The sequence below is a fragment of the Pseudarthrobacter sp. MEB009 genome, from assembly GCF_030208875.1.
In the GTDB taxonomy this organism is placed as follows: domain Bacteria; phylum Actinomycetota; class Actinomycetes; order Actinomycetales; family Micrococcaceae; genus Arthrobacter.
This window is the reverse complement of record NZ_JARVTC010000015.1, coordinates 1-23,973: the sequence shown is the minus strand read 5'-3', so window position 1 is coordinate 23,973 and position 23,973 is coordinate 1. Positions and strand designations below refer to the sequence as shown.

Genomic DNA, 23,973 nt, shown 5'->3' with positions numbered 1-23,973 from the left:
CCGGGCCGGGTTTCCGGTGCCGGCCGGGTTTCCGGTGCCGGGCCGGGATTCGGTGCCGGGCCGGGATTCGGTGCCGGCCGGGTTTCCGGTGCCGGGCCGGGATTCGGTGCCGGCCGGGTTTCCGGTGCCGGGCCGCGTTTCCGGTGCCGGCTTAGCCCGGAACCAGGCTGCCGCCCGTCAACCGGAGAATGCGGTGCGCCGCCGTCCGGGCGTACTCCACATCGTGGGTGACCAGCACGACGGCGGCGCCCGCCTCCGCGGCCGACCTCACCGCGGCGTCCAGGACCGCCAGCCCGTTGCCGTCCAGCCCGACGGTGGGCTCGTCCAGCGCCAGGACGGCTGGCCTGCGCGCCAGGACTGTGGCCAGGGCCAGGAGCCGCTGGTGGGAGCCGGGCAGTTCGGCGGGGTGCTCCCCTGCTGAATCCGCCAGGCCCACCTGGGCCAGGGCAGCCAGTGCCCGGTCGCCGCTTGGAGCCTGGCCGTCCCGGGCGGCGTCGATGCGGCCCAGGGGGCTCAGGCGGTCCAGGCGGTCCAGGTGGTCCAGGTGGTCCAGGCCGAACTGCACCTCGCGCAGCAATGACCGTTCAAACAGCTGGTCGCGCGGGTGCTGGAAGAGCAGCCCCACGTGAGCGGCCGTGCGGCCCACCGGGACGCCGGCAATATCTGCGCCGTTCACCAGCACCTTGCCGGTCACAGGTCGCAGGAGTCCGTTGAACATCCGCAGCAGGGTCGATTTCCCGACGCCGTTGGGCCCCGTGATGGCAACAATCTCGCCCGGGTGCACCTCAAGGAAAAGGTCCCGCAGGATGGACCCCCAGGCTGGTTGCACGCCAGCGTCAACGGCTGCGTTCCGGGTTGTTTCCAGAGCTGGGTCCGTTGTTGCCGGTTCTGCTGGTGTCTGTTTTGTTGTTGTGGGGTCTTCCAGTGTCGGTTCCGCCGGCGCCCGGCGCCAACGGCTGCGCCAGGGCCGTCCGGCCGTTGCCCGCGCTGCGGTTGCGGGCGCTGCGGTTGGGGGTGCGTCGAACCCAAAGGTGACGTCCGTAAGCTGCAGTGCCGGTGCGCACTTGCCCTGCAGACGTGGTGCTTGCGGGTTCCGGACGCCCGGGGCAGCCGGCACCGGAGTTGCGGCGAAGGATCCGCCGGCCGCTGGGTGACCTGCCCGCGCAACCGACGTTCCGGCGGCGACCCCGCCGGTGCCCTGACGACCTGCCGCGCGGCGGATGCCCGCCGGCAGCAGGGCGGGCGCGGACATCAGCCCGTCAGGTGTCCCGCTGGTTACCACGGTGCCTTGGTCGAGGATCAGCCAGGAGTCCGCGTCCAGGAGCGGCGGGTCGATGGCCTGGCCCAGGATCACCACCGCAGTCCCGGCCTTGGTCAGGTTGCGCACAAAGTCAGCCAAACCCGCCGCGCCAGCAGCATCCAGCGAAGCGTACGGCTCATCCATCAGCACCAACGGCGGCCCGGTGATGACGGCGCAGCCGATCGCCAGACGCCGGAGCTGCCCCCCGGAAAGCCGGTCAGGGCGGCGGTCCAGGAGCGCGGAGAGTCCCAGCAGGCCAGCAGTCCGGGTCACGGCTTCGCGCATGGCCGCTGGCGCCGTGCCCAGGTTTTCGAGCCCGAACGCCAGCTCCTCGGCCACGGTGGCCCGGACAGTGGACAGGATGGCTGCCGCGTCCTGGGGAACGAAGCCCACCTGGCGTCCCCAGGCGGCGGGATCGATGCGGGGGTCCACGGCGGTCCCGCCAAACGCGATCCGCGTCCCGGAAACCTCGAGGTGGCCCTGCAGTGTTCCCCCGCTTCCGGGCAGCAGCCAGCCGGCCAGGAGCCTGCCCAGGGTCGATTTGCCGCTGCCCGAGGCGCCCAGTATCGCTGTCAGCGAGCCAGGCTCTACTGCTAGATCAATGTCCTGCAGGGCAGCTGCCGTATGGTCGGGGTAGGTGAAGTTGCGGATGCTGGCTGCCAGGACATGCCCGGCACCTGCAGCTGCAGGTGCACCTGCTGTGGCGGGCGTCCTGGCCTCCGCTTCCTGCCCGGCACCTGGAGCACCTGCTGTGGCGGGCGTCCCGTCCCGAGGTGTCTGCCCCGCAGCTGCACCCCGCGCGGCGGGCGTCCCGTCCCGGGGTTTTTGCCCGGCGGCACCGAGCCGTTGTGGTTCAGCCATGGCTACGCTCCCCCGCTTCCGGGCCACAGCCGCCATGCCACAGCAGCGGCGGCCGCAAGGACCAGGGCGGGACGCAGCAGCCGCTGAGCGGCAGAGTCGGGCACTTCCCGGTAGCTGGTGCGTGGTCCCGGCGCACCAAAGCCCCGGGCCTCAAGGGCTGCGGCGCGGGTGCCGGCATCTTCCACCAGGGACAGCACCAGGGGCACTGCCTGTTGCCGGAAGGCTGCCAGCCGGGCCACCGGCCCGCGCCGGATCACCAGGCCGCGCGCTTCCTGGGCCTGTCGGATGTGGTCCACGCGTGCGGCGATGGCAGGCAACAGCGTCAGGGTGGAAGCCAGGACAAAGGCGAACCGGCCCCGCACACCGCGGGCGGACAGCGCGGCCACCAGGTCCGGCACGCTGACGCTGAACGAAAACAGCAGGAGGACCAGCACCACTGCCGAAAGCTGCACTCCCCGCCCGCCAGCAAACGCCAGTCCTTCAGCGGTGACGCGGACAGGACCCCACTGCGCCAGCACGGTCACCCCGCCGGGAAAGGAAAGCCCATGGACCAGCAGCAGCGAAAACCCCAACGGCACCAGGATGGCCACGGCGGTGGGCAGCAGCCGGCGGGCCGAACCGCTGACGGCCGAAATGCCAACCGCCACGACAGCAACGGTGAGGGACAGCGGCAGGCTGGCTGCCGCCGTCGTCATAACTGCTGTGCTGCCGGCAGCTGCCAGCAAGGTCAACGGGTGTAGGCGCACTGGCGTCAGCTACAGGTGTTCGGGGGTTCGGTGGATCACGGGCTTGCTGCTCAGGCAGCCCGGTCCGTGGTGTCGCCGGCCAGGACGCGGTGCTTGCGCAGGAAAGGGAACTGCATCCGGGCCCGGCGCGGCAATGCGTAGACCAGTACCGCCACGACGGTGAAAACGATGGCCTTGTCCATGGGGTCCGAGATCAGGGCCTGCTTGGTGATGGCCGCCAGAAGTGTGTCGCCCATCGCGCGGAACGCACCCACTATCGCACCGGTGGCGACGCCGGAGGTACCGCCGAAGACAAATGCGGCCACCGGCGCCGAGACCACACCGCCGATGATGCCCGTCACAAAACCCGCCACCGGGGCGAGGTAGAAGCGGCGGAAGAAGCCGTGCCGGGCGGCCAGGCCTGCCAGGGCGCCGATCAGGGCGGCGCCGGCAGCAAACGGAAGCACCGTGGGATTAAAGAAGGACCAGATGATGCTGCTGAGGGCGCCCGTGGCGGCACCGGCGGCCGGTCCTGCCAGGACGGCGATCAGCACGGTTCCCACCGCGTCAAGGTAGAACGGGACCAGGGTGCTGCCCACAAACTGGCCCAGCACGATGTTCAGCACCAGCGCCACCGGGATCAGGGCCACGGTGGATGCCGGCAGGGTGGGCAGGACTGCGGCGATCAGCAGGACCGCGCCCACCAGGAACCCGGAGAGGGCAATGAGGGCCGGGGCACTGCCGGGGCCGCCGGTGATGTCAGCAGGCTGGTTCAGCACCAGGTAGATGTAGGTTCCGGCGATGGCCAGGGCACCGGCGGCCTCCAGCAGCCTGCGCTTCCGGGCTGCGCCGGGGCCGGCTGCGGGCAATGTCAGGGAGGGCGATGACATGGGGTTTCCTTCAGGGGTGCGGGCACGGGGACCCGGAATTGCCGGGCCGCGCGGAACGCCGCCTATGTCACCTCGGCAGCGGCCTGCGGACAATGCGTCCGGCGGGCCGCCCACCATTCTACGGGCCGGGCGCGGCATGCTGCGCCGTCCTGCCATAAACTGCCGGAGGAAGGCCGGGCGGACCCGGAGCCCATTTTTTACCCCCGGAAAGACGGATACATGCCCCACTATGACCTGGCCATCATCGGCTCCGGATCCGGCAACTCGCTGATTACGCCGTTTTGGGACACCAAGCGGGTGGCCCTGATTGACGGCGGCGTGTTCGGCGGAACCTGCCTGAACGTGGGCTGCATCCCCACCAAGATGTACGTCTATCCGGCGGGCCTGGCGGCAGCGCCTGCCGAGGCTGCGCGGCTCGGGGTGGATATGAGCCTGGACAAGGTGCACTGGAACGGCATCCGCGACCGGATATTCGGCCGGATCGACGCCATCGCCGAGTCCGGGCGGAAGTACCGGGCAGATGAGCTGGACAACGTGGACCTGTACCAGGAGTACGTGCGGTTCACGGGGCCCCGCACCCTCGTGGGCACTTCCGGGGTCGAAATCACCGCCGACCAGGTGGTGGTGGCGGCAGGGTCCCGGGCGGTCCTGCCTGACGTACCGGGTATCGACCTGCCCCAGGTGCACACCTCCGACACCGTGATGCGCATCGACGGGCTGCCCGCCAGGGTTGTGGTGGTGGGTGGTGGCTACATCGCCGCCGAGTTCGCGTCCGTCTTCGCCGGATTCGGCTCCGAGGTCACCCAGGTGAACCGGTCAGGCCGGCTGCTGCGCGGCATCGACGCCGACGTTTCAACGCGCTTCGCCGCCGCGGCCGCCGCCCGCTGGAACCTGGTGCTGGACCACTCCCTGGAAGCCATCAACGATAACGGCGACGGCACCGTGACTGCCGTGTTCAAGGCCGCGGACGGCAGCCCGCTGCGCCTCGAGGCGGACGTGGTGCTGATGGCCACCGGCCGGGTCCCCAACTCCGACCGGCTGGACGTGGCTGCGGCCGGCTTCGACCTCACCAGCAACGGCACCCTTGCCGTGGACGGCAACCTGCGGATCCTGTCGGAGGGCAAGCCAGTAGCGGGCCTCTATGCGCTCGGGGACATCGCCAACGAATACCAGCTCAAGCACGTTGCCAACCGGGAAACCCGGGTGGTGGCCAACAACCTGGAAAACCCGGACCGGATGCGCAGCATCGACTACACCGCCGTCCCGTTTGCCGTGTTCTCGAACCCGCAGGTGGCATCCGTTGGCTTGTCCGAGGAGGACGCGCGGGCAGCAGCGGAACCGGGCACCGACATTGTGGCGGCAGTCCAGGACTACGGCAGCACGGCCTATGGCTGGGCCATGGAGGACGAAGAGGGCGTGGTCAAGCTGGTGGCGGAGAAGGCCACCGGCCGGCTGCTGGGAGCGCACATCATGGGCCATGAGGCCTCCATCCTGATCCAACCCCTGGTCCAGGCCATGGTGGCCGGCACAACAGTCCACCAGTTGGCGCGCGGCCCGTACTGGATCCACCCCGCGCTGACCGAAGTGGTGGAGAACGCGCTCCTCTCCTTGGACGTGGACGTCCCCGCAGACGCGCCCCTGTAGGCCGGTCCGTTGCCGTCGTCGGAAAGCCTTCAGCCCAGCCGGGTGGCGAGGCGTCCGACGGCGGCCACCAGCTCCGTGAAGGCCTGCTCCGGGTTGTTTGCCGAAACGATCCAGGCGTTGGGCGGTGCATTCCATAGCGCGCGGTAGTCCGCAACGGTGGTGCCGATCAGCAGTGGCGATTCCGTTTCGACGTCCACCGTGGCCAGCCGGGTGGCGTGTTCCAGGGTTCCGGCTGCCACCCCTGCAGCGAAGAAGTCGTGGACGTGGGCCAGGTAGCCCTGGTCGTAGCGCCGGTGGAATTCGAAGTAGAACCGCAGTGCGTCGGACAGGTGCCGGATCAGCGCGTTGCTGCTGGTGCTGGCCTGCCCCTCGGGCTGGTCCGGCAGGACCAGTTCGGGAACCGCTGCGCCGGCCGCTGCCGCAAGCTCCTGCACGTGGCGGGGATGCAGCTCCATCCGCTCGGTGGTGTCCAGTGAGCAGATGACGGGCAACCGGTCCAGGGGTTTGCCCCGGTATGCGGCAAACACCTCCTTGGCCGCGTGCGGATCAACGTGGGTGTTCCATTCCGCGGTGGGTGTGGTGTTTCCCTGGTGGTAGAAACTGCCGCCCATGATCACCACCCTGGCCAGCAGGTCCGGCAGGTCCGGTGCCCGGCGCAAAGCCAGCGCAAAGTTGGTCAGCGGCGCCGTGATGAGCGCCGTCAGCTCCCCCGGCTTGGCCCGCGCGTGTTCAATCCACAGGTCAACGGCGTCGCGGTCCGAAACGGCACCGTCGGGTTCCGGCAGGACGGCGTAGCCGATTCCCTGGGGGCCGTGGGTTTCCGGCGTTGTGACCAGTGGAATGGACAGCGGCACCCGCGCGCCAACCGCCACCTCGACGCCGGGCCGCCCGCACAGTTCCAGCAGCGCCAGGGTTGTGCGGGCCACCTGGTCCGCGTCCACGTTCCCCGGCGAGGCCGTCACGGCCACAAACTCCGTGTCAGGGAGTGCCGCGAGGTAGGCGATGGCCAGGGCGTCGTCGATCCCGGTGTCGACGTCGAGGAGGTAGGACGTCATGGTTGCCTAGAAGAGTGCCACCTTGGGGACAGCCGGAAAGATGCTGTCCAGTTCGGCCAGGTCAGCCGTGCCGGGCTGCCAGTCTGCCGCGGCGGCGTTCTGGTGCACCTGTTCGGGCTTGGTGGCGCCGGCGATCACGCTGGCAACCGACGGCTGGGCGGCGAGCCAGGAGAAGGCCACCTCGATTTCCGTCAGGCCGCGTTCCTTGGCGAACCGGCTGTAGGCGCCCAGCTGGTCCCAGTCGGCGTCGTTCACCAGGTTGGTGCGGGTGTGGCTGAGCCTGGAACCGTCCGGGGCGTGGCCGGGCGAGTACTTGCCGGTCAGCAGGCCGTTGGCCAGGGGGAAGTAGGGCAGGACACCCAGCCCAAACTCCTCCGCTGCGGGAGTCACCTCCAGTTCGGCGCGCCGGTCCAGGAGGTTGTAGTGGTTCTGGGTGGAGATGAACCGGGTGCTGCCCAGTTCGCGGGCCACGTACTCGGCCTGGGCGATCTGCCAGCCGGAGCGGTTGGAGTGCCCGATGTAGCGGACCTTCCCACTGCTGACCAATGCGTCGAGTGCTGCAAGCGTCTCATCAATGGGCGTGAGCGGGTCCGGTGTGTGGAACTGGTAAAGGTCGATCCAGTCCGTTCCGAGCCGGCGCAGGGACGCGTCCACGGCCTGGATGATGTAGCGGCGGGATCCCCGGGCGCCGAAGTCCGGTCCGCTGGCGCCCTTCATGTCCATGCCGAACTTGGTGGCCACCACGGCGGCGTTGCGCCGGCCGGCCAGGGCCTTGCCCAGCATGGTCTCGCTCAGGCCGGGTTCGCGGCCGTAGGCATCAGCGACGTCGAAAAAGGTGATGCCGGCGTCGAGTGCTGCGTGCACCACGGCGTCAGTGCCGGCCTGGGACTCGGTGGCGGTGCTGGCCCGGCCAAGGTTGTTGCAGCCCAGCCCCACGGTGGAGACTGTCAGTCCGGATTTTCCGACGCGGCGGTACGAGGTCACAGGCGGGCTCCTAAAGGGTGAAACTGTTGGCGGGCTTGGCGGAATGCTTGAGCTTGAAGGTGCCCGGTTCGTTGAACGCGGCGGCACCGATGCTGAGCTTGGTGAAGTCGAGGTCTTCACCGCGGGCGCAGACCTTGATGGCGTTGACGGCCTTGTTGACGTCCGGCACCAGGCAGAAGATGTTCAGCTTGAAGGCGGTGAATTCCGAGCGTTCAACAGTGCCCAGGCCGCGCCACGCCAGATGGCTGATGAAGGCGTCCGTGGCTTTCTCCTCAAGGTAGCGGTCCCGTTCGGTGCCTTCACGGGTTTTGAGGGCAAACTGGGCCACCACCCAGGACAGCTCGGATTCGGGAATTTCGGCATAGCCGTCTTCGGCGCACTGTGCCGCGAACGCGTCCAGGAGGCCGTCGGCTTCGGCACTGCCGGGCACGTCGGTTTCCTCTGTTTTGCTCTGGTGGCCCACTACGCCGTAGTTCATCACAAACTGGTTGTAGTCCTCATCGAACCAGGCTTCCCGGAACTGCAGGACACCTTCGTCGTCGCGTTTGTAGACCCTGACAATTTCGCTCATGTGCGTCCCTTGGTAAACCATGCGGCATCGGTGCCGTCGAACGGCGCCTGCTGCGCCGTGACGGCCTGGTAAAGCTCCTGGGTGGACTGCTGCAGCGATGCTGCCAGCCCGTCCGGATAATCCATCTGTTCGCGGTGTTCGGCGAACTCGTCTTCGTCGTCGATGAACACCCCGCGGCTGTCCATCCGGATCACGTCAAGGTCCATGTCGATCACATGGAATTCCATCACTCCGCGGCGGATGGGCTGCCATTCGTGGGCCACGGCGAGGTCGATGTAGACGCGCATCCCGTGGGGGTGGGCGTCGTCGTAGAACGTGGCCACCCAGTCCCCCTGGCGCGGAACCAGCAGGACGGCGTCGGACTCGGTGTAAAACGCGAGGCCGGGGCGGGAGCAGAATTCGTTGGTGCCCTGGAAGATCCACCAGCCGTGCTCGTCCTCGCCCAGATAGCGTCCGGGCACCACCCAGTGGGCGGTGCCGTCCCATTTGCGGTTGCGGGCCACCACCAGCTGTCCCGGTTCCAGGCCCACCGGAACGCGGGTGGCGCCCGGCTCCCCGTGTCCGGCGGGTGCCCCCAGGACTCCGGGGTACTGCAGGATCTCCCCGCCCCTCACAGGATCGGCAGGCTGCCGGTGGTGGGGTGCTCCTGGCCCGGCAGCGGGCGTGCGAACGGCACCTTGGTGCCCAGCACCTGGGCAACAACGTCATGCGTGATCTGCTGGGCTGTCAGGCCAACGCGTTCCATCACCTGGCCGCGGGTGCCGTGGTCCAGGAATTCAACGGGCAGGCCCACTTCGTTCAGGGCCGTGTCAACACCGGCGGCCCGCATCTCCTGGCGGATCCTGGAGCCAACGCCACCGGCCCGGACGCCGTCCTCGATGCAGACCACCAGGCGGTGGTGCGATGCCAGAGCGATGATCGAGCGCCGCACGGGCAGGACCCAGCGGGGGTCAACCACCGTGGTGCTGATGCCCTGCGCGCCGAGCCGGTTGGCAATATCGAGGGCGAGTTCCGACATGGCGCCGACGCTGACGATCAGGACGTCGTTTTCGGTGGCGCCGGACGGGCGGCGGGACAGGACATCCACGCCGTCGCTGAGCCGCTCAAGGGCCTCGACCTCGGCACCGACGGAGCCTTTTGAGTAGCGGACCACGCTGGGCGCGTCGCTGATGGCCACGGCTTCGCGGAGTTCCTCGCGCAGCCGGGTGGCGTCACGGGGCGCTGCCAGGTGCAGGCCGGGGACGATCTGCACCATTGACATGTCCCACATACCGTGATGGCTGGCGCCGTCCGGTCCGGTCACGCCGGCCCGGTCAAGGACGATGGTCACGCCCGCTTTGTGCAGGGCGACATCCATCAGCAGTTGGTCGAAGGCCCGGTTGAGGAATGTGGCGTAGACAGCGACCACCGGGTGCAGGCCGCCGAAGGCCATGCCGGCGGCGGACGTCAGGGCGTGCTGTTCGGCGATGCCGACGTCGATCACGCGGTCCGGGTGCCTGGCCGCGAACTTGTGCAGGCCCACGGGGATGAGCATGGCGCCTGTGATGCCCACAACGTCTTTGCGTTCATCGGCGATCGCCGCGATTTCGTCGGCGAAGACGGACGTCCAGGACTGGGCGCCGGCGCTGCCCGTAGGTTCGCCGGTTTCCGGGTCGATGATGCCCACGGCGTGGAACTGGTCCGCTTCGTGGGCCCGGGCCGGGGCGTAGCCGTGGCCTTTTTCGGTCATGGCGTGGACAATCACGGGGCCGGCGTAGTTCCTGGCCGTGGACAGGGCGTGTTCCATGGCCTGCAGGTTGTGGCCGTCCACCGGGCCGATGTACTTCATGCCGAGGTCCTCGAACATGCCCTGGGGTGCCCACCAGTCCTTGATGCCCTTTTTCATGGCATGCAGGCTCTTATAGGTGAACTGGCCGGCAGGGCCGCCGTTCTGCAGCTTCCGCTTCCACCAGTCCAGGGCGCCTTCGTACGCTGGCGCAGCGCGGAACGAGTCGATGGTGGGCCGCAGGGACGCCAGGTAGTCTGCGAAACCGCCTACGGTGGGCGCGTAGGACCGGCCGTTGTCGTTGACCACGATGACTACGCGGCGGCGTTTGTCGGCGGCGATGTTGTTGATGGCCTCCCAGGCCATGCCGCCGGTCAGGGCACCGTCGCCCACCACGGCGACGACGTGCCGGTCACCTTCGCCCGTCAGCTGCCGGGCGCGGGAGATGCCGTCCGCCCAGGACAGGGAAGACGAGGCGTGGGAACTTTCCACGATGTCGTGGACGGATTCAGCACGTGACGGGTAGCCGGACATGCCGCCTTCCTGGCGGAGGGTGCTGAAGTCCTGGCGTCCCGTGAGCAGCTTGTGGACGTACGACTGGTGGCCGGTGTCAAACACAATGCTGTCGCGGGGTGAATCGAAGATGCGGTGCACGGCAAGCGTCAGTTCCACCACGCCGAGGTTCGGTCCGAGGTGGCCGCCCGTCTGTGAGACGTTTGTGATCAGGAAGTCCCTGATCTCGGAGGACAGCGTTTCCAGCTGCTCCCCGCTCAACTCGTTCAGGTCCTGCGGTGTCCGGATGGTGTCCAGGATTCCCAAATGGCCCCTCCTTCGGGTGGTAGACGTGCCGCTTAACTCTAACGCCTCGGCCCACCCGAACAGCCGAAGCCCCGGCTGGTCGGTGACCGGCCGGGGCTTCGGGGTGGTGCCTGCTGGCAGGACCTGCGCTAGTTCGCGGAGATCTGGCGCAGCACGTACTGCAGGATGCCGCCGTTGCGGTAGTAATCCGCTTCGCCCGGCGTATCGATGCGCAGGACGGCGTCGAACGACTTCGAGGAGCCGTCTTCAGCCGTCGCCGTGACCTTGAGGGTCTTCGGCGTGGTGCCCTCGTTCAGGGCGGTGACGCCCTCAACGGAGAACGTCTCCGTGCCGGTCAGGCCCAGCGTGGCTGCGGACTCGCCGGCCGGGTACTGCAGCGGCAGGACGCCCATGCCGATGAGGTTGGAGCGGTGGATCCGCTCGTAGCTCTCGGCGACGACAGCCTTGACGCCCAGCAGCGCGGTGCCCTTGGCGGCCCAGTCACGCGAGGATCCCGAACCGTATTCCTTGCCGGCCAGGACCACCAGCGGGGTGCCGGCAGCCTGGTAGTTCTGCGCGGCGTCGTAGACGTAGGCCTGGGGACCGTCGGCCTGGGTGAAGTCGCGGGTGAAGCCACCCTCAACGCCGTCCAGGATCTGGTTCCGGATGCGGATGTTCGCGAACGTGCCGCGGATCATCACTTCGTGGTTGCCACGGCGTGAACCGTAGGAGTTGAAGTCCTTGCGCTCCACACCGTTGGCCAGGAGGTACTGGCCTGCGGGGGTGTCGGACTTGAACGAACCGGCCGGGGAGATGTGGTCGGTGGTGACCGAATCGCCCAGCTTGAGCAGCACCCGGGCACCGGCGATGTCCGTCACCGGCGCGGGTTCTGCCTGCATGCCCTCGAAGTACGGGGGCTTCCGGACGTACGTGGAGTTCGGATCCCAGGCGAACGTGTCGCCGGCGGGGGTGTCCAGGGCCTTCCAGCGGTCGTCGCCGTCGAAGACGCCCTCGTAGCCGCGGGCGAACATGTCGGAGTCGATCGAGGAATCGATAACCTGCTGGACCTCGACCGGGTTGGGCCAGATGTCCTTCAGGAAGATCTCGTTGCCGGCTTCGTCCTTGCCCAGCGCGTCGGTGTCGAAGTCGAAGTCCATGGAACCGGCCAGGGCGTAGGCGATGACCAGCGGCGGGGAGGCCAGGTAGTTCATCTTGACGTCCGGGTTGATCCGGCCTTCGAAGTTGCGGTTACCGGAGAGCACTGCGGTGACGGAGAGGTCGTTGGCCTGGATGGCCTCGGAGATCTCGGCGTCCAGCGGGCCGGAGTTGCCGATGCAGGTGGCGCAGCCGTAGCCCACGATGTAGAAGCCGAGCTTCTCCAGGTACGGGGTGAGGCCTGACTTCTCGTAGTAGTCGGTGACTACCTTGGAGCCCGGCGCCACGGAGGTCTTGACCCACGGCTTGGAGGTCAGGCCCTTGTCCACGGCGTTGCGTGCCAGCAGTGCTGCGGCAAGCATGACCGAGGGGTTGGACGTGTTGGTGCAGGACGTGATGGAGGCGATGGAGACCGCTCCGTGGTCCAGCTCGAATTCGCGTCCGTCAGCCGTGGTGACGTGCACCGGGTTGGACGGGCGGCCCACCGCACCGTTGGCGGCGGATTCCACGCGGCTGGTTTCGGTGGTGTGCGAATCAGCGTGCGTGAACGACGGGGCGTCCGAGGCCGGGAACGACTCGTCCAGGGACTCGTCGACGCTGCCGTCCTCGATGGCCACGTAGTTGTGGATGTCCTTGCGGAACTGCTCCTTGGCGTCCGTGAGCTCGATGCGGTCCTGCGGACGCTTCGGGCCGGAAATGGACGGCACAACGGTGGACAGGTCCAGCTCAAGGTACTCGGAGAACTTGATCTCACGGGAAGGATCGTGCCAGAGGCCCTGTTCCTTCGCGTAGGACTCCACCAGGGCGACGTTCTCTTCCGCGCGGCCGGTGAGGCGCAGGTAGTCGAGGGTGACGTCGTCGATCGGGAACATGGCGGCCGTGGAGCCGAACTCCGGGCTCATGTTGCCGATCGTGGCGCGGTTTGCCAGCGGCACCGCGGCAACACCTTCGCCGTAGAACTCCACGAACTTGCCCACGACACCGTGCTTGCGAAGCTGCTCGGTGATGGTCAGCACCACATCAGTGGCGGTGGCGCCGGCCGGGATGGACCCGGTCAGCTTGAAGCCCACAACGCGCGGGATCAGCATGGAGACGGGCTGGCCCAGCATGGCAGCCTCGGCTTCGATGCCGCCAACGCCCCAGCCGAGCACGCCCAGGCCGTTGACCATGGTGGTGTGCGAGTCGGTGCCCACGCAGGTGTCGGGGTAGGCACGCAGGGCGCCATCCACCTCGCGGGTCATGACGGTGCGGGCCAGGTATTCGATGTTGACCTGGTGCACAATGCCGGTTCCCGGCGGAACGACCTTGAAGTCATCAAATGCCGTCTGGCCCCAGCGCAGGAACTGGTAACGCTCCCCGTTGCGCTGGTATTCGATCTCCATGTTGCGCTCCAGCGCGCCGGAGTTACCGAATGCATCGATCTGGACCGAGTGGTCAATGACCATCTCGGCAGGAGCCAGGGGGTTCACCCGCTTGGGGTCACCGCCCAGTTCCTTGACCGCTTCACGCATTGTCGCCAGGTCCACCACACAGGGGACGCCGGTGAAGTCCTGCATGATCACGCGTGCCGGCGTGAACTGGATTTCTGTATCGGGCTGGGCATTTGGATCCCAGCCTGCCAAGGCGCGGACGTGATCGGCAGTGATGTTCGCGCCGTCCTCGGTCCTCAACAGGTTTTCAAGCAATACCTTGAGGCTGAACGGAAGGTTTTCTGCACCTTCAACGGAGTTCAACCGGAAAATTTCGTATTCGGTTCCGGCTACATTAAGTTTGCCTTTTGAACCGAAGCTGTCCACAGTGCTCATCGCAGGACTCCTCTCGCAACAGTTTCATCTTTGTCGCGCGGTTGACCGCTTGCTAGTTAGGAAGCCCTAATTAGTCCGGGCTCGAAAATTGCACACGGCCGGCCGTGGAAACGGAGCGCGACGTGGGACTACTTAGCCCCATAGTAGTGGTATCAGCCGCGCGGAGTCAGCAGTGCCACCGTCTCCAGGTGGTGGGTGTGCGGATAAAGATCGAACCCGCGCAGCCCGGCAAGCTCCCAGCCCTCCTGCTGGAAGTAACCCACGTCACGGGCGAACGACGCCGGATCGCAGGATACGTAGGCAATGGCCCGGGGTGCCGCGGCAACGAGTTGGCGCACCACGTCCTTGCCGGCGCCGGCGCGGGGCGGGTCAAGGACCAGGGCGTCGAAATTCCGCGGCTTCTGGCGCAGGACGCGTTCCACACGCCCCTGTTCGATCTCCACCTGCGGTGCTGCGTGCAGGTTTTTGCGGGCGTCGCGGCTGGAGCCGGTGGCGCCTTCGACGGACAGGACCGAGCCTGTCTCACCCACCGCGTCAGCCAGGACTGCGGTGAACAGCCCGGCTCCGGCGTACAGGTCAGCCACCACTGAGCCTGGTTCCAGGAAGCCGCCGCCGTGCAGGAATTCTGTGACAGCGCCCACAAGCGCTCCGGGCGCGTCGCGGTGGATCTGCCAGAAGCCTGCACCGGTGACCCGGTACTCGTGGCCGACGGCGGTTTCCTGGACCCAGGTGCGGCCCCGTAGCTGCTGGACTTCTTCGGTCTCCGGATCAAGCGCCGCGACGGACACGTCATCGGGAAGCTGGGCGGCGATCCGGCTCAGCCGCTTGGGTGTGGTTCCGCCCGGCGCCAGGAGCACCAGCGGGCGGGAGCCGTTGGCGGGTGCCGCGACTTCGACGCGTTCGATGCCCTGCAGGTCGATGTCCCAAAGGTTCAAGGCGTTGACGGCGTCCGTGGCCAGGGGCATCCCGCGGACGGGGACGATATGCGTGGAGCGGTGCGCGTGCATGCCCAGCTTGCCGCCGGTGGTAACCGAGAAGCTGGCCCGCGTGCGCCACCCAAGGCCTGTCCCGCCGTCGGCCGCTTCACCTGCCGCTTCCACGGCGTCACCGGACCAGCCGGCCACGGGCCCGTCGATGCCGGCGAGCCGCTGGAGCTGTTCGTTGAGCACCTCGGCCTTAAGCCGGCGCTGCCGGGCCAGGGTAATGTGTCCGAACTCGGCGCCGCCCACGGGCGGGTGGCCGGCCCCCCAGGCCCGGCCGGAGTCGGCTGCGCGCCAGAAATGCTCCACCCGGTCCGGGGACGCCTCCAGCACCTCCACAACGTCGGCCCGCCAGAACTTGGCCTTCTCCCCCGCGTCCGTCAGCCGGACCCGGACTTTCTCGCCGGGGATGCCGTGCCGGACAAAAATGACCCGGCCCTGGTGCCGCGCGACGCAGTGGCCGCCATGCGCCACGGGGCCCACCTCGAGGATGAACTCCTCTCCGGCGTGCGCGCCGGAATCAGCGGGGGCGGGATGGGTGGAGGTCTTGCCGGTCATTACACGTCCTGGAGGTTCTTTGCTTCTTCGGATGATTTGAGCTGCCACGGCACGCTGGCCACCATGACCCCGGGCTCGAAGTGAAGGCGGGTCTTGATGCGCAGCGCTGTCTGGTTGTGCACCAGCTGCTCCCACCACTTTCCCACCACGTATTCGGGGATATAGACCACAATCAGGTCGCGCGGGGAATCCAGGCGCATCTGCTTGACATAGTCCATGATCGGGGTGACGGTTTCGCGGTAGGGGCTGGCGAGGACCGTGAGGGGAACAGGGATTTCGAGCTTTTCCCAGTCCGCCACGGTGTGTGCCGTTTCGCCGGGTTCAATGTCCACCGTAATCGCATCGAGCCGCGAGGGCCGCGAGGCGCGGGCGTAGGCCAGTGCGCGCAGGACGGGTTTGCGGACGTGGGAGACCAGCAGGACGGCGTGCACGCGGGTGGGCAGGGCGCGGGGCGAGGAGTCCTCGTCCACGGCCAGTTCCTTGGCCACGTTGTCGTAGTGGGCGCGGATGCTCCACATGATCAGGAACAGGACAAACATGGCCAGCAGGGCGATCCAGGCGCCCTGCTCGAACTTGGTGATCAGGACAATGACCAGCACCAGCGCCGTCATGCCGAAACCGATGCTGTTGATGGTGCGGGACTTCGCCATCCTGCGCCGGACAGCTTTGTCCTTGGCCAGTTTCAGTTCCCGGCCCCAGTGCCGGATCATGCCCAGCTGGCTGGCCGTGAAGGAAATGAACACCCCCACGATGTAGAGCTGGATCAGCTTGGTGACGTCGGCATTGAAGGCGATGATCAGCACCAGGGCGCCCGCGGCGAGGGCAAGGACTCCGTTGCTGAACGCGAGCCGGTCACCGCGGGTCCGCAGCTGGCGGGGCAGGTAGCCATCCTGGGCCAGGATGGAGCCCAGCACCGGGAAGCCGTTGAAGGCGGTGTTGGAGGCGAAAACCAGGATGATGCCGGTGGCGGCCACCACGATGTAGAACGGGATCGAGCCGGGGCCGAAGATGGTCTGGGCGATCTGGCTGATGGCGGGGTTCTGGATGTAGTTGTCCGGCAGCGGCTGGCCGTTGAGCAGGAACTCCTTGGCAGGATCCAGCACAATGTGCACCTTCGTGGCGTTGGCCAGGTACATGATGCCGGCCAGCATCGACGCGCCGATCACGCCCAGCAGCAACAGGGTGGTGGCCGCGTTTTTGCTTTTGGGCTTTTTGAAGTTGGGCACGCCGTTGCTGATGGCCTCCACGCCGGTCAGGGCGGCGGCACCCGAGGAGAAGGCCCGCAGGAGCAGGAAGGCGCCGGCGAGGCCCACCAGGCCTTCATCGAAGCCCTGGGCGGGCACGATCGTGAACGCCGCGGACGGCGCCTCGCCGAGCTGGCCGGTGGCCGCCTGGTAGACGCCCACGCCGGTCATGCCCAGGATCGAGGCCATGAAGATGTAGGTGGGCACGGCAAAGACGCTGCCCGCCTCCTTGATGCCGCGGAGGTTCACCAACGCAAGGATTACGACGCCGATGGTGGCGATGAGCGCTTGTTGCCCGTGCAGGGCGGGCACGGCCGTGGTCAGGTACGCGGCGGCCGAGGACATGGACACGGCCACAGTCAGGACATAGTCCACCAGGAGTGCGGACGCGACGGTGAGCCCGGCGTATTTGCCCAGGTTCTCGTTGGCGATCTCGTAATCGCCGCCACCGGAGGGATAGGCGTGCACATTCTGCCGGTAGGAAGCCACCACCGTGAGCAACACCACCATCACGGCCAACCCAACCCACGGGGAGAAGGCCACCGCGCTGACCCCGGCCAGGGCCAGGGTGAGCAGGATTTCATCCGGCGCATAAGCCACGGAGGAGAGGGCGTCGGAGGCGAAGACCGGCAGTGCAATCCTTTTGGGAAGCAAGGTGTGGGCCAGGCGGTCGTTCCTGAAGGGCCGGCCCACCAGCACGCGTTTGACGGCGTTCAATATTGTCAGCACTCCACAAAGCTAGTCTGAATCAAGGGCTGTGTCATGGCGGCCCGGGGAAGGCGATTAACGGCGGCATGCCGGTAGAGTTCTAGCTGCACGGCCCGGGCTTGAATACAGAGGAGAATCGGTGGCGCATTTCGTGATCATGGGATGTGGCAGGGTGGGGGCGACGCTGGCGCACACGCTGGAGGACGCCGGCCATTCCGTCGCCATCATCGACCAGGACGACAGGGCCTTCCGCCGGCTCCGCCCGGGATTTACGGGCCGCAAGGTGACCGGCGTCGGATTCGACCGGGACACCATGAAGCAGGCCGGTGTTGACGACGCCTACGCCTTCGCTGCTGTCTCCAGCGGCGATAATTCGAACATCCTGGCCACGCGGGTGGCCCGGGAGACGTTCCATGTGCCGCATGTTGTGGCCCGGATCTACGATCCCGGCCGCGCGGAAATCTACCAGCGGCTGGGCATCCCCACCGTAGCTGCGGTCCGCTGGAGCGCGGACCAGGTCCTGCGCCGCATCCTGCCCGAACAGCACCTGGCCGGTGACTACCGTGAGCCGTCAGGGCGCCTGGTGCTCGCGGAGGTGGACCTCGACGCCGGGTGGATCGGGCACCGGATCAGCAGCATTGAACAGGCTGCGTCCGTCCGGGTTGCGTACCTGACCCGCTTCGGGGAAGGCCTGCTGCCCGACGCCGGGACCGCCTACCAGGACGGCGATACCGTGCACGCCATGCTGCAGGTTGACCGCAGCGCCCAGGTCGCCCAGATCCTGGCCAAAGCCCCCGCCAAGGAGTTGCAGTGAAAGTGGTCATCGTCGGCGCCGGCAGCGTCGGATCCTCGATCGCCCGGGAGCTTTTGTCCCACAAGCATGAGATCCTGCTGATCGACCTGAAGCCCGAAGTGATTGGCCGCAGCGGCCTGCGGGGAGCGCGGTGGCTGGTGGGCGACGCCTGTGAGCTGAGCACACTGCAGAACGCCAAAATGGAGGACGCCGACGTGGTGGTGTCCGCCACCGGTGACGACAAGGTCAACCTGGTGGTCTCCCTGCTGGCCAAGACCGAGTTCGGCGTGGGCCGCACGGTGGGCCGGGTGAACAACCCCAAAAACGACTGGATGTTCAACGATTCCTGGGGTGTGGACGTGGCCGTCAACACCCCGCAGTTGATGACGGCGCTGGTCGAGGAAGCCGTGGAAATTGGCGACCTGGTGAGGCTGCTGACGCTCCAGACGGGGGTGTCCTCGATTGTTGAGTTCACCGTGCCGCACGACTCGCACGTGATCGGCCGGACCGTGGGCACCATTGAATGGCCGGAGGATTCCACCCTGGTGGCGATCCTGCGGGACCACGCCCCCATCACGCCCAGCCGCGACGATGTGATCGATGGCGGGGACGAGCTCTTTTTTGTCACCACCATCGCCGCCGAAGACGAACTGCGGGCCTTGCTGTCCGCAGAGTCGGCCGGCACGGAGCCAGCCGATGCTGATCCGGACGGAGCTGACCGGACCGGCGCTGATCGGACCGGCGCCACGGGTCAGCATGCGCCGGAGGACGGGTTCGACGGGTAGCCCAGCGGGTTATTGCGGTGGGGTTGGGATGCCTGCTGTTTGCCTGCTAGGGCTGCAGCCCTTCAGCCTGCCCGTCCTTCGTGTTTCCGGCAGTTGCCTCGCTTGACCCTGCGGGCCGGGTGACCAGCCAGGCGATCCACACGCCCAGGATGTAGAGGGGCGCACCCATAATGAGGCGGGTAGTGGCCAGGGCGGCAAGGCCGTCCGGGCCCATCAGGTACAGCGGGACCTGGACCAGGAGCCGAAGGGCCAGGACAGCCACGATGATCCAGGTCCCCAGCCGGTAGGCCTTGAGCCGGGCCGGGTCTTTGCGCCAGTCCAGTCCTTCATTACGGATAAACCCGAAAAGAAGTCCGGCCACGGGCCATTTGATGATGATGGAGAGGACCATCGCCAGGACGTACGCGGCGTTGGTGATGAGCCCGGGCAGGTAGAAGTCTTCGGCTTTCCCGGTGCTGTTGGCGAGCCAGGCGGAGATGCCTACGCCCACCACACCTGCCAGGGCCTGGGTGAGCGGCTTGCGCTGGACCAGGCGAACCACGGTGAACACCGCTGCCGTGCCCAGTGCTGCCACGAGCGACGGGGTGAGGTCCCGGGTGATGGTGAACGCGATCAGGAACACAAGTCCCGGCGCGATGCTTTCGGCGATGCCCTGGATGCCGCCAGCGCTGCGCAGCACGTCCACCTGGCCAGTGTGGGTCCGGTGCAGACCTGCCTTGGCCGCATATTCGGCGGCAAGTGCGGAGGTTGGCGTTGTGGTGTCCCGTACGTTTGAGGCCGGGCCGTTGTCCCGGCCCGACGCTTCGGCTTCGGCGATGCCGGACTCGCTGGCGGCGCCGGGTTCGCCCAAGGCGCCGGGGCCTTCCGGGGTGGAGGACGGTTCGTGCTGGGGCGCGGTCATTCGTTCTCCTGGTGGGAAAGTATCTCGTAACGAGGATTGAAGATCGTTGGCAGGCCTTCGCTCCGGGAGAGCATTCCTTCGAGGCGAAGTTCAGTGCCTGCTTCGATGCCTGGGACACGCCGCCGGCCCAGCCAGACCACGCGGAGCCGGGCCCGGCGGCCGGCCGTGGCGGTACTGCCGGGGCGGGGCGGTTCGGCGTCCGACATGATGGCGGTGAACGCCGCGGTCCGGTCGGCCGGGAAATAAGTGACGGACTCTATCCGGCCCCGGCAGAGGACCCGGCCCTTCGCCGGTAGTTGGCTGAGCGGGACGGGAACGCCGGCGGCCGGGACTCCGCCCTGCTCCGGATCAGCCAATCTGAGTGGTTTCGGGACCGCGTTCGGGCTCTTCGAGGACAGGTCCACCGGCGGGTGTGGGGCTGGCGGCAGCATCCTTGGGCAGGCGCAGCTGCAGCAGGTCGCGGGGAGGCATGGGAACGTCGCCGCGGATCACTACCACTTGGCGGAACAATGACTCGAGGGCTTCGGCAGCCGGGCGTTCCAACGCTGCCGGGCCGCCCAGCACGCCACGGAGGAACCAGCGGGGACCGTCGACGCCGATGAAGCGCGCCACCCGGTAGCCCTGGCTGCCGTCGGGGAGTCCGGCGGGGAGCTTGGCAACCAGTTCGGTGCCGAATGATCCTTCAACTTCCTCAACCTGGCCGCCCTGCGAACCGACCGACTGGCCGATCTGGCCGCGGATCTCGTCCCAGAGTTCCTCGGTCTTGGGTGCAGCGAACGCCTGCAACTGAAGGCTTGAACCGTTGAGGTCAAGGGTCACGGCCACAACGCGCTGGGTGGCTTCCTCCACCTCGAGCCGCAACTGGAGGCCCTCGCTCGGCGCGATCAGGAGAGCGCCGAGGTCGATGTAACCGTCCTGGCTGCTGATCTCCGATTCGTCGAACGGTCCTGTGGCGCTCCGCTCCGTACTCTCCGCCTTGGCTTCCGCAGCTTCTGCGGTGTCCAGCGAATCGTCCGGTTCGGCTGCCTTTTCCTTATTGGCTTTCCTGCCGAGCCCAAAGACCATGGGGTTCTCCTTTGTAGTAGCTGTTCCGGTCCGGCCCGAGGGGTCCCGCCGTCGTTCTGTGCTGCTCCAGCAGCAGCGCGGTGCAGGAGCCGGAAACTAGGCGCTGGGGAGGCCGAAGCCTCCTGTGGATCCGAACCCGCCGGTGCCCCGGGCGGATCCGGTCAATTCGTTGACCGGGACGAACTGCGCGTATTCAACGCGCTGAATGACCATCTGGGCAATTCTATCGCCGCGTTTGAGTTCGATCGCGTTACTGGTGTCGGTATTGAGGAGGGTCACGGAAATTTCGCCGCGGTACCCGGCGTCCACTGTCCCCGGGGCGTTGACGATTGTCAGGCCGTGCTTGGTGGCCAGCCCGGAACGGGGGTGGATCAGGGCGACGAAACCGGCCGGGAGGGCAATGGCCACACCGGTTGGCACAAGCCTTCGCTCACCCGGCTGCAGGGTTACGTCCTCGCGGGCCCGAAGGTCTGCTCCGGCATCGCCCGGGTGTGCGTACGACGGCGGTTCAAGTCCGGAATCAAGCATTTTCAGCTGCACCTGGAGAGTGGGAGCCGTTGCGGCTGCGTCCGTCTCTGCGGTGGCTTGTTCGGGCAGGGCATCAGTTGTGGCGGGTTGATCAGTCACAGTCACACACTCTAACCCCCGTCGCCAGCACCGGCCTAGGCGGCGGGGACGCCTGCCGACACGGATCTGCTGAGTCTTGGCCCGCCGTCGGACGCCTTGCTTCCTGTTGCCGGTCTGCCAAGGTGAAATAGGCAGGCAAAGGTGGAAAGCTGGGCACATGCCCGAATCAAGCACGCCCACTCCTGTTCCCAGTACTCCGACTCCCGGGACTTCCATCATCTACCGGGAGAAGCTCTGGCCGAACGTGTGGATCTGGATCATCTCGGCGGGCATTGCCGGCGCGGGAATCCTGGTGTTTGCACCCATCAGCGCTGGTGCCGGCTACACGGCGGCGGCAGTGCTGTTTGTGATCATCGCGGCACTGCTTATCTTGTCCACCCCCACCATTGTGGTGACTGGGGATTCGGTGACGGTGGGACGTGCCACCATCGAACGCCGCTTCGTTGGTTCCGTGGAGGCCTTCCGGGCCCGCGAGGCGACGGCGGAGCGCGGCACCCGGCTCAACGGCCTGACGTACCTGTGCATCCGCGGCTGGATTGATCCCGTGGTGAAGATCGAGATCACCGATCCCGCCGACCGGACACCGTTTTGGCTGACCTCCAGCCGCCGGCCGGACGAACTGGTTGCGGCACTGACCCGGAACTGAAGTTCCCACGCCGCATGAATTACTGCAGAAAACGCCGGAAATTTGCGGCGCGCCCTGCCACTTGAACCGATTCCGCCCTGCCGGATGGCAGAGTTTCGTTTGATAGTAATGCCAGGGTGGAGGATTTGTATGCAGGATCTACGGCTTGTAGGCGTACACGACGACGGGACTCACCTCCTGTTGAGCGGGGCCGGCGGCGAGATGTTCCAGCTGCCGATCGATGAAGCGCTGAGGACAGCAAGCAGGGCCACGGCAAAGCCGAAGGCTGACGTGCCGGCCATTCCCATGTCCCCGCGGGACATCCAGGCGCGGATCCGCGCCGGTGCCACGGCGGCGGACGTGGCGGAGCTTTCAGGGCTGCCGTTGGCCAAGGTTGAGCGCTACGAGGGCCCGGTCCTCGCGGAACGTGACTACGTTGCCCAGCAGGCCCGCAAGGTGGAAGTTGCCACCCCCTCCCCCGGCCACGACATTTACCGCTCTGCTTTTGGGGACAACCCGGCAACGCTCGCCGACATGGTGGCCCACCGGCTCTCAGCCCACGGCATTAGTGCCTCCACCGTTGAATGGGACTCCTGGCGCCGCCAGGACGGCCTGTGGACGGTTTCGGCCGCGTTCGAAACCGAAAACGGCGCCACCGCCGGGATCGGTGAGGAACCGCCCGCCCTGTGGACGTTCAACCCGGGCCGCAAAACCCTGCTGAACGCCAACCGGTGGGCCCAGCAACTCAGTGAGCTTGAGCCCTTGGACGGGCCCGTTCCGGCACGTCGCCTTTCCGCCGTCTCGGACCGGCCCTTTGATTTCGAAACCGATGCAGACGCCGCAGCCGCCGGCGCTGCCTCTGTCGCTGCCGGCACCGATCCTGACGGAATCCTCGATATGCTCCGCTCCCGTCGCGGGCAGCGGCTGGGTGTGGACGAGCAGTCCGATGACGCCCTGGCCCTGCTCCTCACACACGGAGTCCCGGCCGCCCACCCGCGGCCTTCAGAGGTCATCCCGGAGCCGGAACCAGCCGAAGACGAATCCACGGATGACGCAGTCGAAACGCCGGCCGCTCAGGATGGCCAGCCCGGCCAGGGCGATTCGTTCGTCAAGCGCCGGGAACCCCGGCCGTCCATGCTGTCACGGCTCAGCCTCATCCCGCCGCACCGGGACTCCCAAGACGACGACGCTCTCCGGCTCCATGATGGGGTGAGCACGGCGACACGTGAAGTCACCATTGTTGCTTCGCCGCAGAAATCCGGCAACGAGCAGGCGCCCGCAGTTGGATCGTCAGGCACGGCAGGACTCAACGAACTCCTGGGTGGCAACCCGCGTCGGTCTGCACCCCGGAACGAGGACGCTTCCGGCTCTGGCCAGGGACCGGACTCCGAGACTCCAGAACGGCAGCCAGCGCGGCCCAAGCGTTCCAGCGTCCCTTCGTGGGATGAAATCGTCTTCGGTACGCGGGGCGACTAGCTTCACCTGACGCCACGGGCAACTGCCCGTGGCGTTGTTGGTTCGGGCATGCGAAGCGTTGGCGCGCAGCGGTTCTCGGCTGCTGGCTACTGATTACTGACCCGGGATATGGCGAAACTGGCCAGCGGTCATCACCTTGCGGTCAGACTTCACCTGACGGGCGACGCTGAGGCCAGCAGATACGTCACCCATTCCTTGGGCGGATCGCCAACGGATGGTTCAGGACATGCCGGGAGTTGGTCCCAACGCGGATCGTCCGGGCGGAGTTCTTGGACGGTGACAAAGTCCTCATCGTCGGGTTCCCTCCCCAGCGACTCATAGCCTGGCGGAGTTGGATACGGCGGCAAGGTCAAGTGCACGTCGTCTGTGGATTCATCGAAGGCATCCGCCGGTACATTTCCAAGTTCGGGATTCTCGTCGCGGCAGTTCAGGCTGCCCAACCAAGCTTCGTAAGCATTTAGTTCCGCGTGCACCAACTGCACCTGACGTCCGGGCTCATCAGCACCCAACGGGTCTTCACGAATGAGTTCCTGGTCCTGGAGATCCCAATCATCGGCGCCCCGTTCACTTGACTCCTGGTCGTCACGCTTCGCGCCCATGGGTGGTGTGGGGTGTTGTTGGGTCCAGGTGGTGGGCCAGGTGGGTGGTTCGTGGTCGG

The 23,973-nt window shown here is 67.1% G+C and carries 21 protein-coding genes; 5 read left to right on the top strand and 16 right to left on the bottom strand.

Annotation, left to right across the window (positions count from 1 at the left end; genetic code table 11):
* Positions 1-151 precede the first annotated feature (151 nt).
* Genes QRN07_RS15475 through QRN07_RS15465 form a run of 3 tightly spaced genes read right to left on the bottom strand, consistent with a single transcriptional unit; the run spans position 152 to position 3,776 of the window.
* On the bottom strand, positions 152-2,161 hold the full coding sequence (locus QRN07_RS15475; RefSeq protein WP_285241482.1) for an ABC transporter ATP-binding protein: 2,010 nt from the start codon (positions 2,159-2,161) through the stop codon (positions 152-154).
* A 2-nt stretch (positions 2,162-2,163) separates the two neighbouring features.
* Positions 2,164-2,907 (bottom strand): energy-coupling factor transporter transmembrane component T, encoded by a 744-nt coding sequence (locus QRN07_RS15470; RefSeq protein ID WP_285241481.1) that lies wholly within the window; start codon positions 2,905-2,907, stop codon positions 2,164-2,166.
* Between the two features lie 50 nt (positions 2,908-2,957).
* Positions 2,958-3,776: an ECF transporter S component gene (locus QRN07_RS15465; RefSeq protein WP_285241480.1), complete on the bottom strand. Its 819-nt coding sequence runs from the start codon at positions 3,774-3,776 to the stop codon at positions 2,958-2,960.
* A gap of 219 nt (positions 3,777-3,995) precedes the next feature.
* On the opposite strand from QRN07_RS15465, the gene QRN07_RS15460 reads away from it, so the two are divergent.
* Positions 3,996-5,420 carry a mycothione reductase gene (locus QRN07_RS15460; RefSeq protein WP_285241479.1) on the top strand — a complete coding sequence of 475 codons (1,425 nt, stop codon included), beginning with the start codon at positions 3,996-3,998 and terminating at the stop codon, positions 5,418-5,420.
* Positions 5,421-5,449: 29 nt separating this feature from the next.
* Here the strand turns inward: QRN07_RS15460 and QRN07_RS15455 are convergent, their stop codons facing one another.
* From QRN07_RS15455 to QRN07_RS15420, 8 genes are all read right to left on the bottom strand, one after another.
* The gene (locus QRN07_RS15455; protein ID WP_285241478.1) at positions 5,450-6,475 is read right to left on the bottom strand and encodes a nucleoside hydrolase; all 1,026 of its coding nucleotides are present in this window, start codon (positions 6,473-6,475) and stop codon (positions 5,450-5,452) included.
* Between the two features lie 6 nt (positions 6,476-6,481).
* Entirely contained in the window at positions 6,482-7,459 is a 978-nt protein-coding gene (locus QRN07_RS15450) for an aldo/keto reductase (RefSeq protein WP_285241477.1), read from the bottom strand.
* Positions 7,460-7,469: 10 nt separating this feature from the next.
* A complete protein-coding gene (locus QRN07_RS15445; protein WP_056599766.1) occupies positions 7,470-8,030 on the bottom strand; it encodes a hypothetical protein in 561 nt (186 codons plus the stop codon).
* On the bottom strand, positions 8,027-8,608 hold the full coding sequence (locus QRN07_RS15440; RefSeq protein ID WP_056599793.1) for a DUF402 domain-containing protein: 582 nt from the start codon (positions 8,606-8,608) through the stop codon (positions 8,027-8,029). The genes QRN07_RS15445 and QRN07_RS15440 overlap by 4 nt, the downstream gene beginning before the upstream one ends.
* Positions 8,609-8,640: 32 nt before the next feature.
* On the bottom strand, positions 8,641-10,614 hold the full coding sequence (gene dxs, locus QRN07_RS15435; RefSeq protein ID WP_285241476.1) for a 1-deoxy-D-xylulose-5-phosphate synthase: 1,974 nt from the start codon (positions 10,612-10,614) through the stop codon (positions 8,641-8,643).
* Positions 10,615-10,742: 128 nt separating this feature from the next.
* Positions 10,743-13,553 (bottom strand): aconitate hydratase AcnA, encoded by a 2,811-nt coding sequence (gene acnA, locus QRN07_RS15430; protein WP_056599772.1) that lies wholly within the window; start codon positions 13,551-13,553, stop codon positions 10,743-10,745.
* A gap of 152 nt (positions 13,554-13,705) precedes the next feature.
* A complete protein-coding gene (locus QRN07_RS15425) occupies positions 13,706-15,091 on the bottom strand; it encodes a class I SAM-dependent RNA methyltransferase (protein ID WP_285241475.1) in 1,386 nt (461 codons plus the stop codon).
* The gene (locus tag QRN07_RS15420) at positions 15,091-17,064 is read right to left on the bottom strand and encodes an APC family permease (RefSeq protein ID WP_285241474.1); all 1,974 of its coding nucleotides are present in this window, start codon (positions 17,062-17,064) and stop codon (positions 15,091-15,093) included. The genes QRN07_RS15425 and QRN07_RS15420 overlap by 1 nt, the downstream gene beginning before the upstream one ends.
* 118 nt (positions 17,065-17,182) lie before the next feature.
* Here QRN07_RS15420 and QRN07_RS15415 point away from each other — a divergent pair, with 118 nt between their 5' ends.
* Positions 17,183-17,857: a potassium channel family protein gene (locus tag QRN07_RS15415; RefSeq protein WP_050684037.1), complete on the top strand. Its 675-nt coding sequence runs from the start codon at positions 17,183-17,185 to the stop codon at positions 17,855-17,857.
* Positions 17,854-18,621, top strand: coding sequence for a potassium channel family protein (locus tag QRN07_RS15410; protein ID WP_285241473.1), 768 nt, complete (start codon positions 17,854-17,856; stop codon positions 18,619-18,621). Before QRN07_RS15415 ends, QRN07_RS15410 begins: the two co-directional genes overlap by 4 nt.
* Positions 18,622-18,667: 46 nt before the next feature.
* Here QRN07_RS15410 and QRN07_RS15405 read toward each other — a convergent pair whose 3' ends face one another.
* From QRN07_RS15405 to dut, 4 genes are all read right to left on the bottom strand, one after another.
* Positions 18,668-19,522, bottom strand: a complete 855-nt coding sequence (locus QRN07_RS15405) for a DUF3159 domain-containing protein (RefSeq protein ID WP_285241472.1) — start codon at positions 19,520-19,522, stop codon at positions 18,668-18,670.
* Complete coding sequence (locus QRN07_RS15400; RefSeq protein WP_050687989.1) at positions 19,519-19,878, bottom strand: single stranded DNA-binding domain-containing protein; 360 nt, start codon at positions 19,876-19,878, stop codon at positions 19,519-19,521. Before QRN07_RS15400 ends, QRN07_RS15405 begins: the two co-directional genes overlap by 4 nt.
* A complete protein-coding gene (locus QRN07_RS15395; protein ID WP_285241471.1) occupies positions 19,871-20,587 on the bottom strand; it encodes a DUF3710 domain-containing protein in 717 nt (238 codons plus the stop codon). Before QRN07_RS15395 ends, QRN07_RS15400 begins: the two co-directional genes overlap by 8 nt.
* A 96-nt stretch (positions 20,588-20,683) precedes the next feature.
* Entirely contained in the window at positions 20,684-21,214 is a 531-nt protein-coding gene (gene dut / locus QRN07_RS15390; protein WP_050687991.1) for a dUTP diphosphatase, read from the bottom strand.
* A gap of 157 nt (positions 21,215-21,371) precedes the next feature.
* On the opposite strand from dut, the gene QRN07_RS15385 reads away from it, so the two are divergent.
* Together QRN07_RS15385 and sepH are read left to right on the top strand one after the other, a co-directional pair.
* Positions 21,372-21,860, top strand: a complete 489-nt coding sequence (locus QRN07_RS15385; protein ID WP_050687992.1) for a DUF3093 domain-containing protein — start codon at positions 21,372-21,374, stop codon at positions 21,858-21,860.
* Positions 21,861-21,989: 129 nt separating this feature from the next.
* Positions 21,990-23,315, top strand: a complete 1,326-nt coding sequence (gene sepH / locus QRN07_RS15380; protein ID WP_285241470.1) for a septation protein SepH — start codon at positions 21,990-21,992, stop codon at positions 23,313-23,315.
* 149 nt (positions 23,316-23,464) lie between these two features.
* Here the strand turns inward: sepH and QRN07_RS15375 are convergent.
* The coding region (locus tag QRN07_RS15375; RefSeq protein WP_285241469.1) for a hypothetical protein at positions 23,465-23,973 on the bottom strand (509 nt) is incomplete at its 5' end.

Coding starts and splice junctions, on each gene's coding strand:
- QRN07_RS15475 (WP_285241482.1), bottom strand. CDS start 2,161: ATGGCTGAACCACAACGGCTCGGTGCCGCCGGGCAAAAACCCCGGGAC.
- QRN07_RS15465 (WP_285241480.1), bottom strand. CDS start 3,776: ATGTCATCGCCCTCCCTGACATTGCCCGCAGCCGGCCCCGGCGCAGCC.
- QRN07_RS15460 (WP_285241479.1), top strand. CDS start 3,996: ATGCCCCACTATGACCTGGCCATCATCGGCTCCGGATCCGGCAACTCG.
- QRN07_RS15455 (WP_285241478.1), bottom strand. CDS start 6,475: ATGACGTCCTACCTCCTCGACGTCGACACCGGGATCGACGACGCCCTG.
- QRN07_RS15445 (WP_056599766.1), bottom strand. CDS start 8,030: ATGAGCGAAATTGTCAGGGTCTACAAACGCGACGACGAAGGTGTCCTG.
- acnA (WP_056599772.1), bottom strand. CDS start 13,553: ATGAGCACTGTGGACAGCTTCGGTTCAAAAGGCAAACTTAATGTAGCC.
- QRN07_RS15425 (WP_285241475.1), bottom strand. CDS start 15,091: ATGACCGGCAAGACCTCCACCCATCCCGCCCCCGCTGATTCCGGCGCG.
- QRN07_RS15405 (WP_285241472.1), bottom strand. CDS start 19,522: ATGACCGCGCCCCAGCACGAACCGTCCTCCACCCCGGAAGGCCCCGGC.
- QRN07_RS15395 (WP_285241471.1), bottom strand. CDS start 20,587: ATGGTCTTTGGGCTCGGCAGGAAAGCCAATAAGGAAAAGGCAGCCGAA.
- QRN07_RS15385 (WP_050687992.1), top strand. CDS start 21,372: ATGCCCGAATCAAGCACGCCCACTCCTGTTCCCAGTACTCCGACTCCC.
- sepH (WP_285241470.1), top strand. CDS start 21,990: ATGCAGGATCTACGGCTTGTAGGCGTACACGACGACGGGACTCACCTC.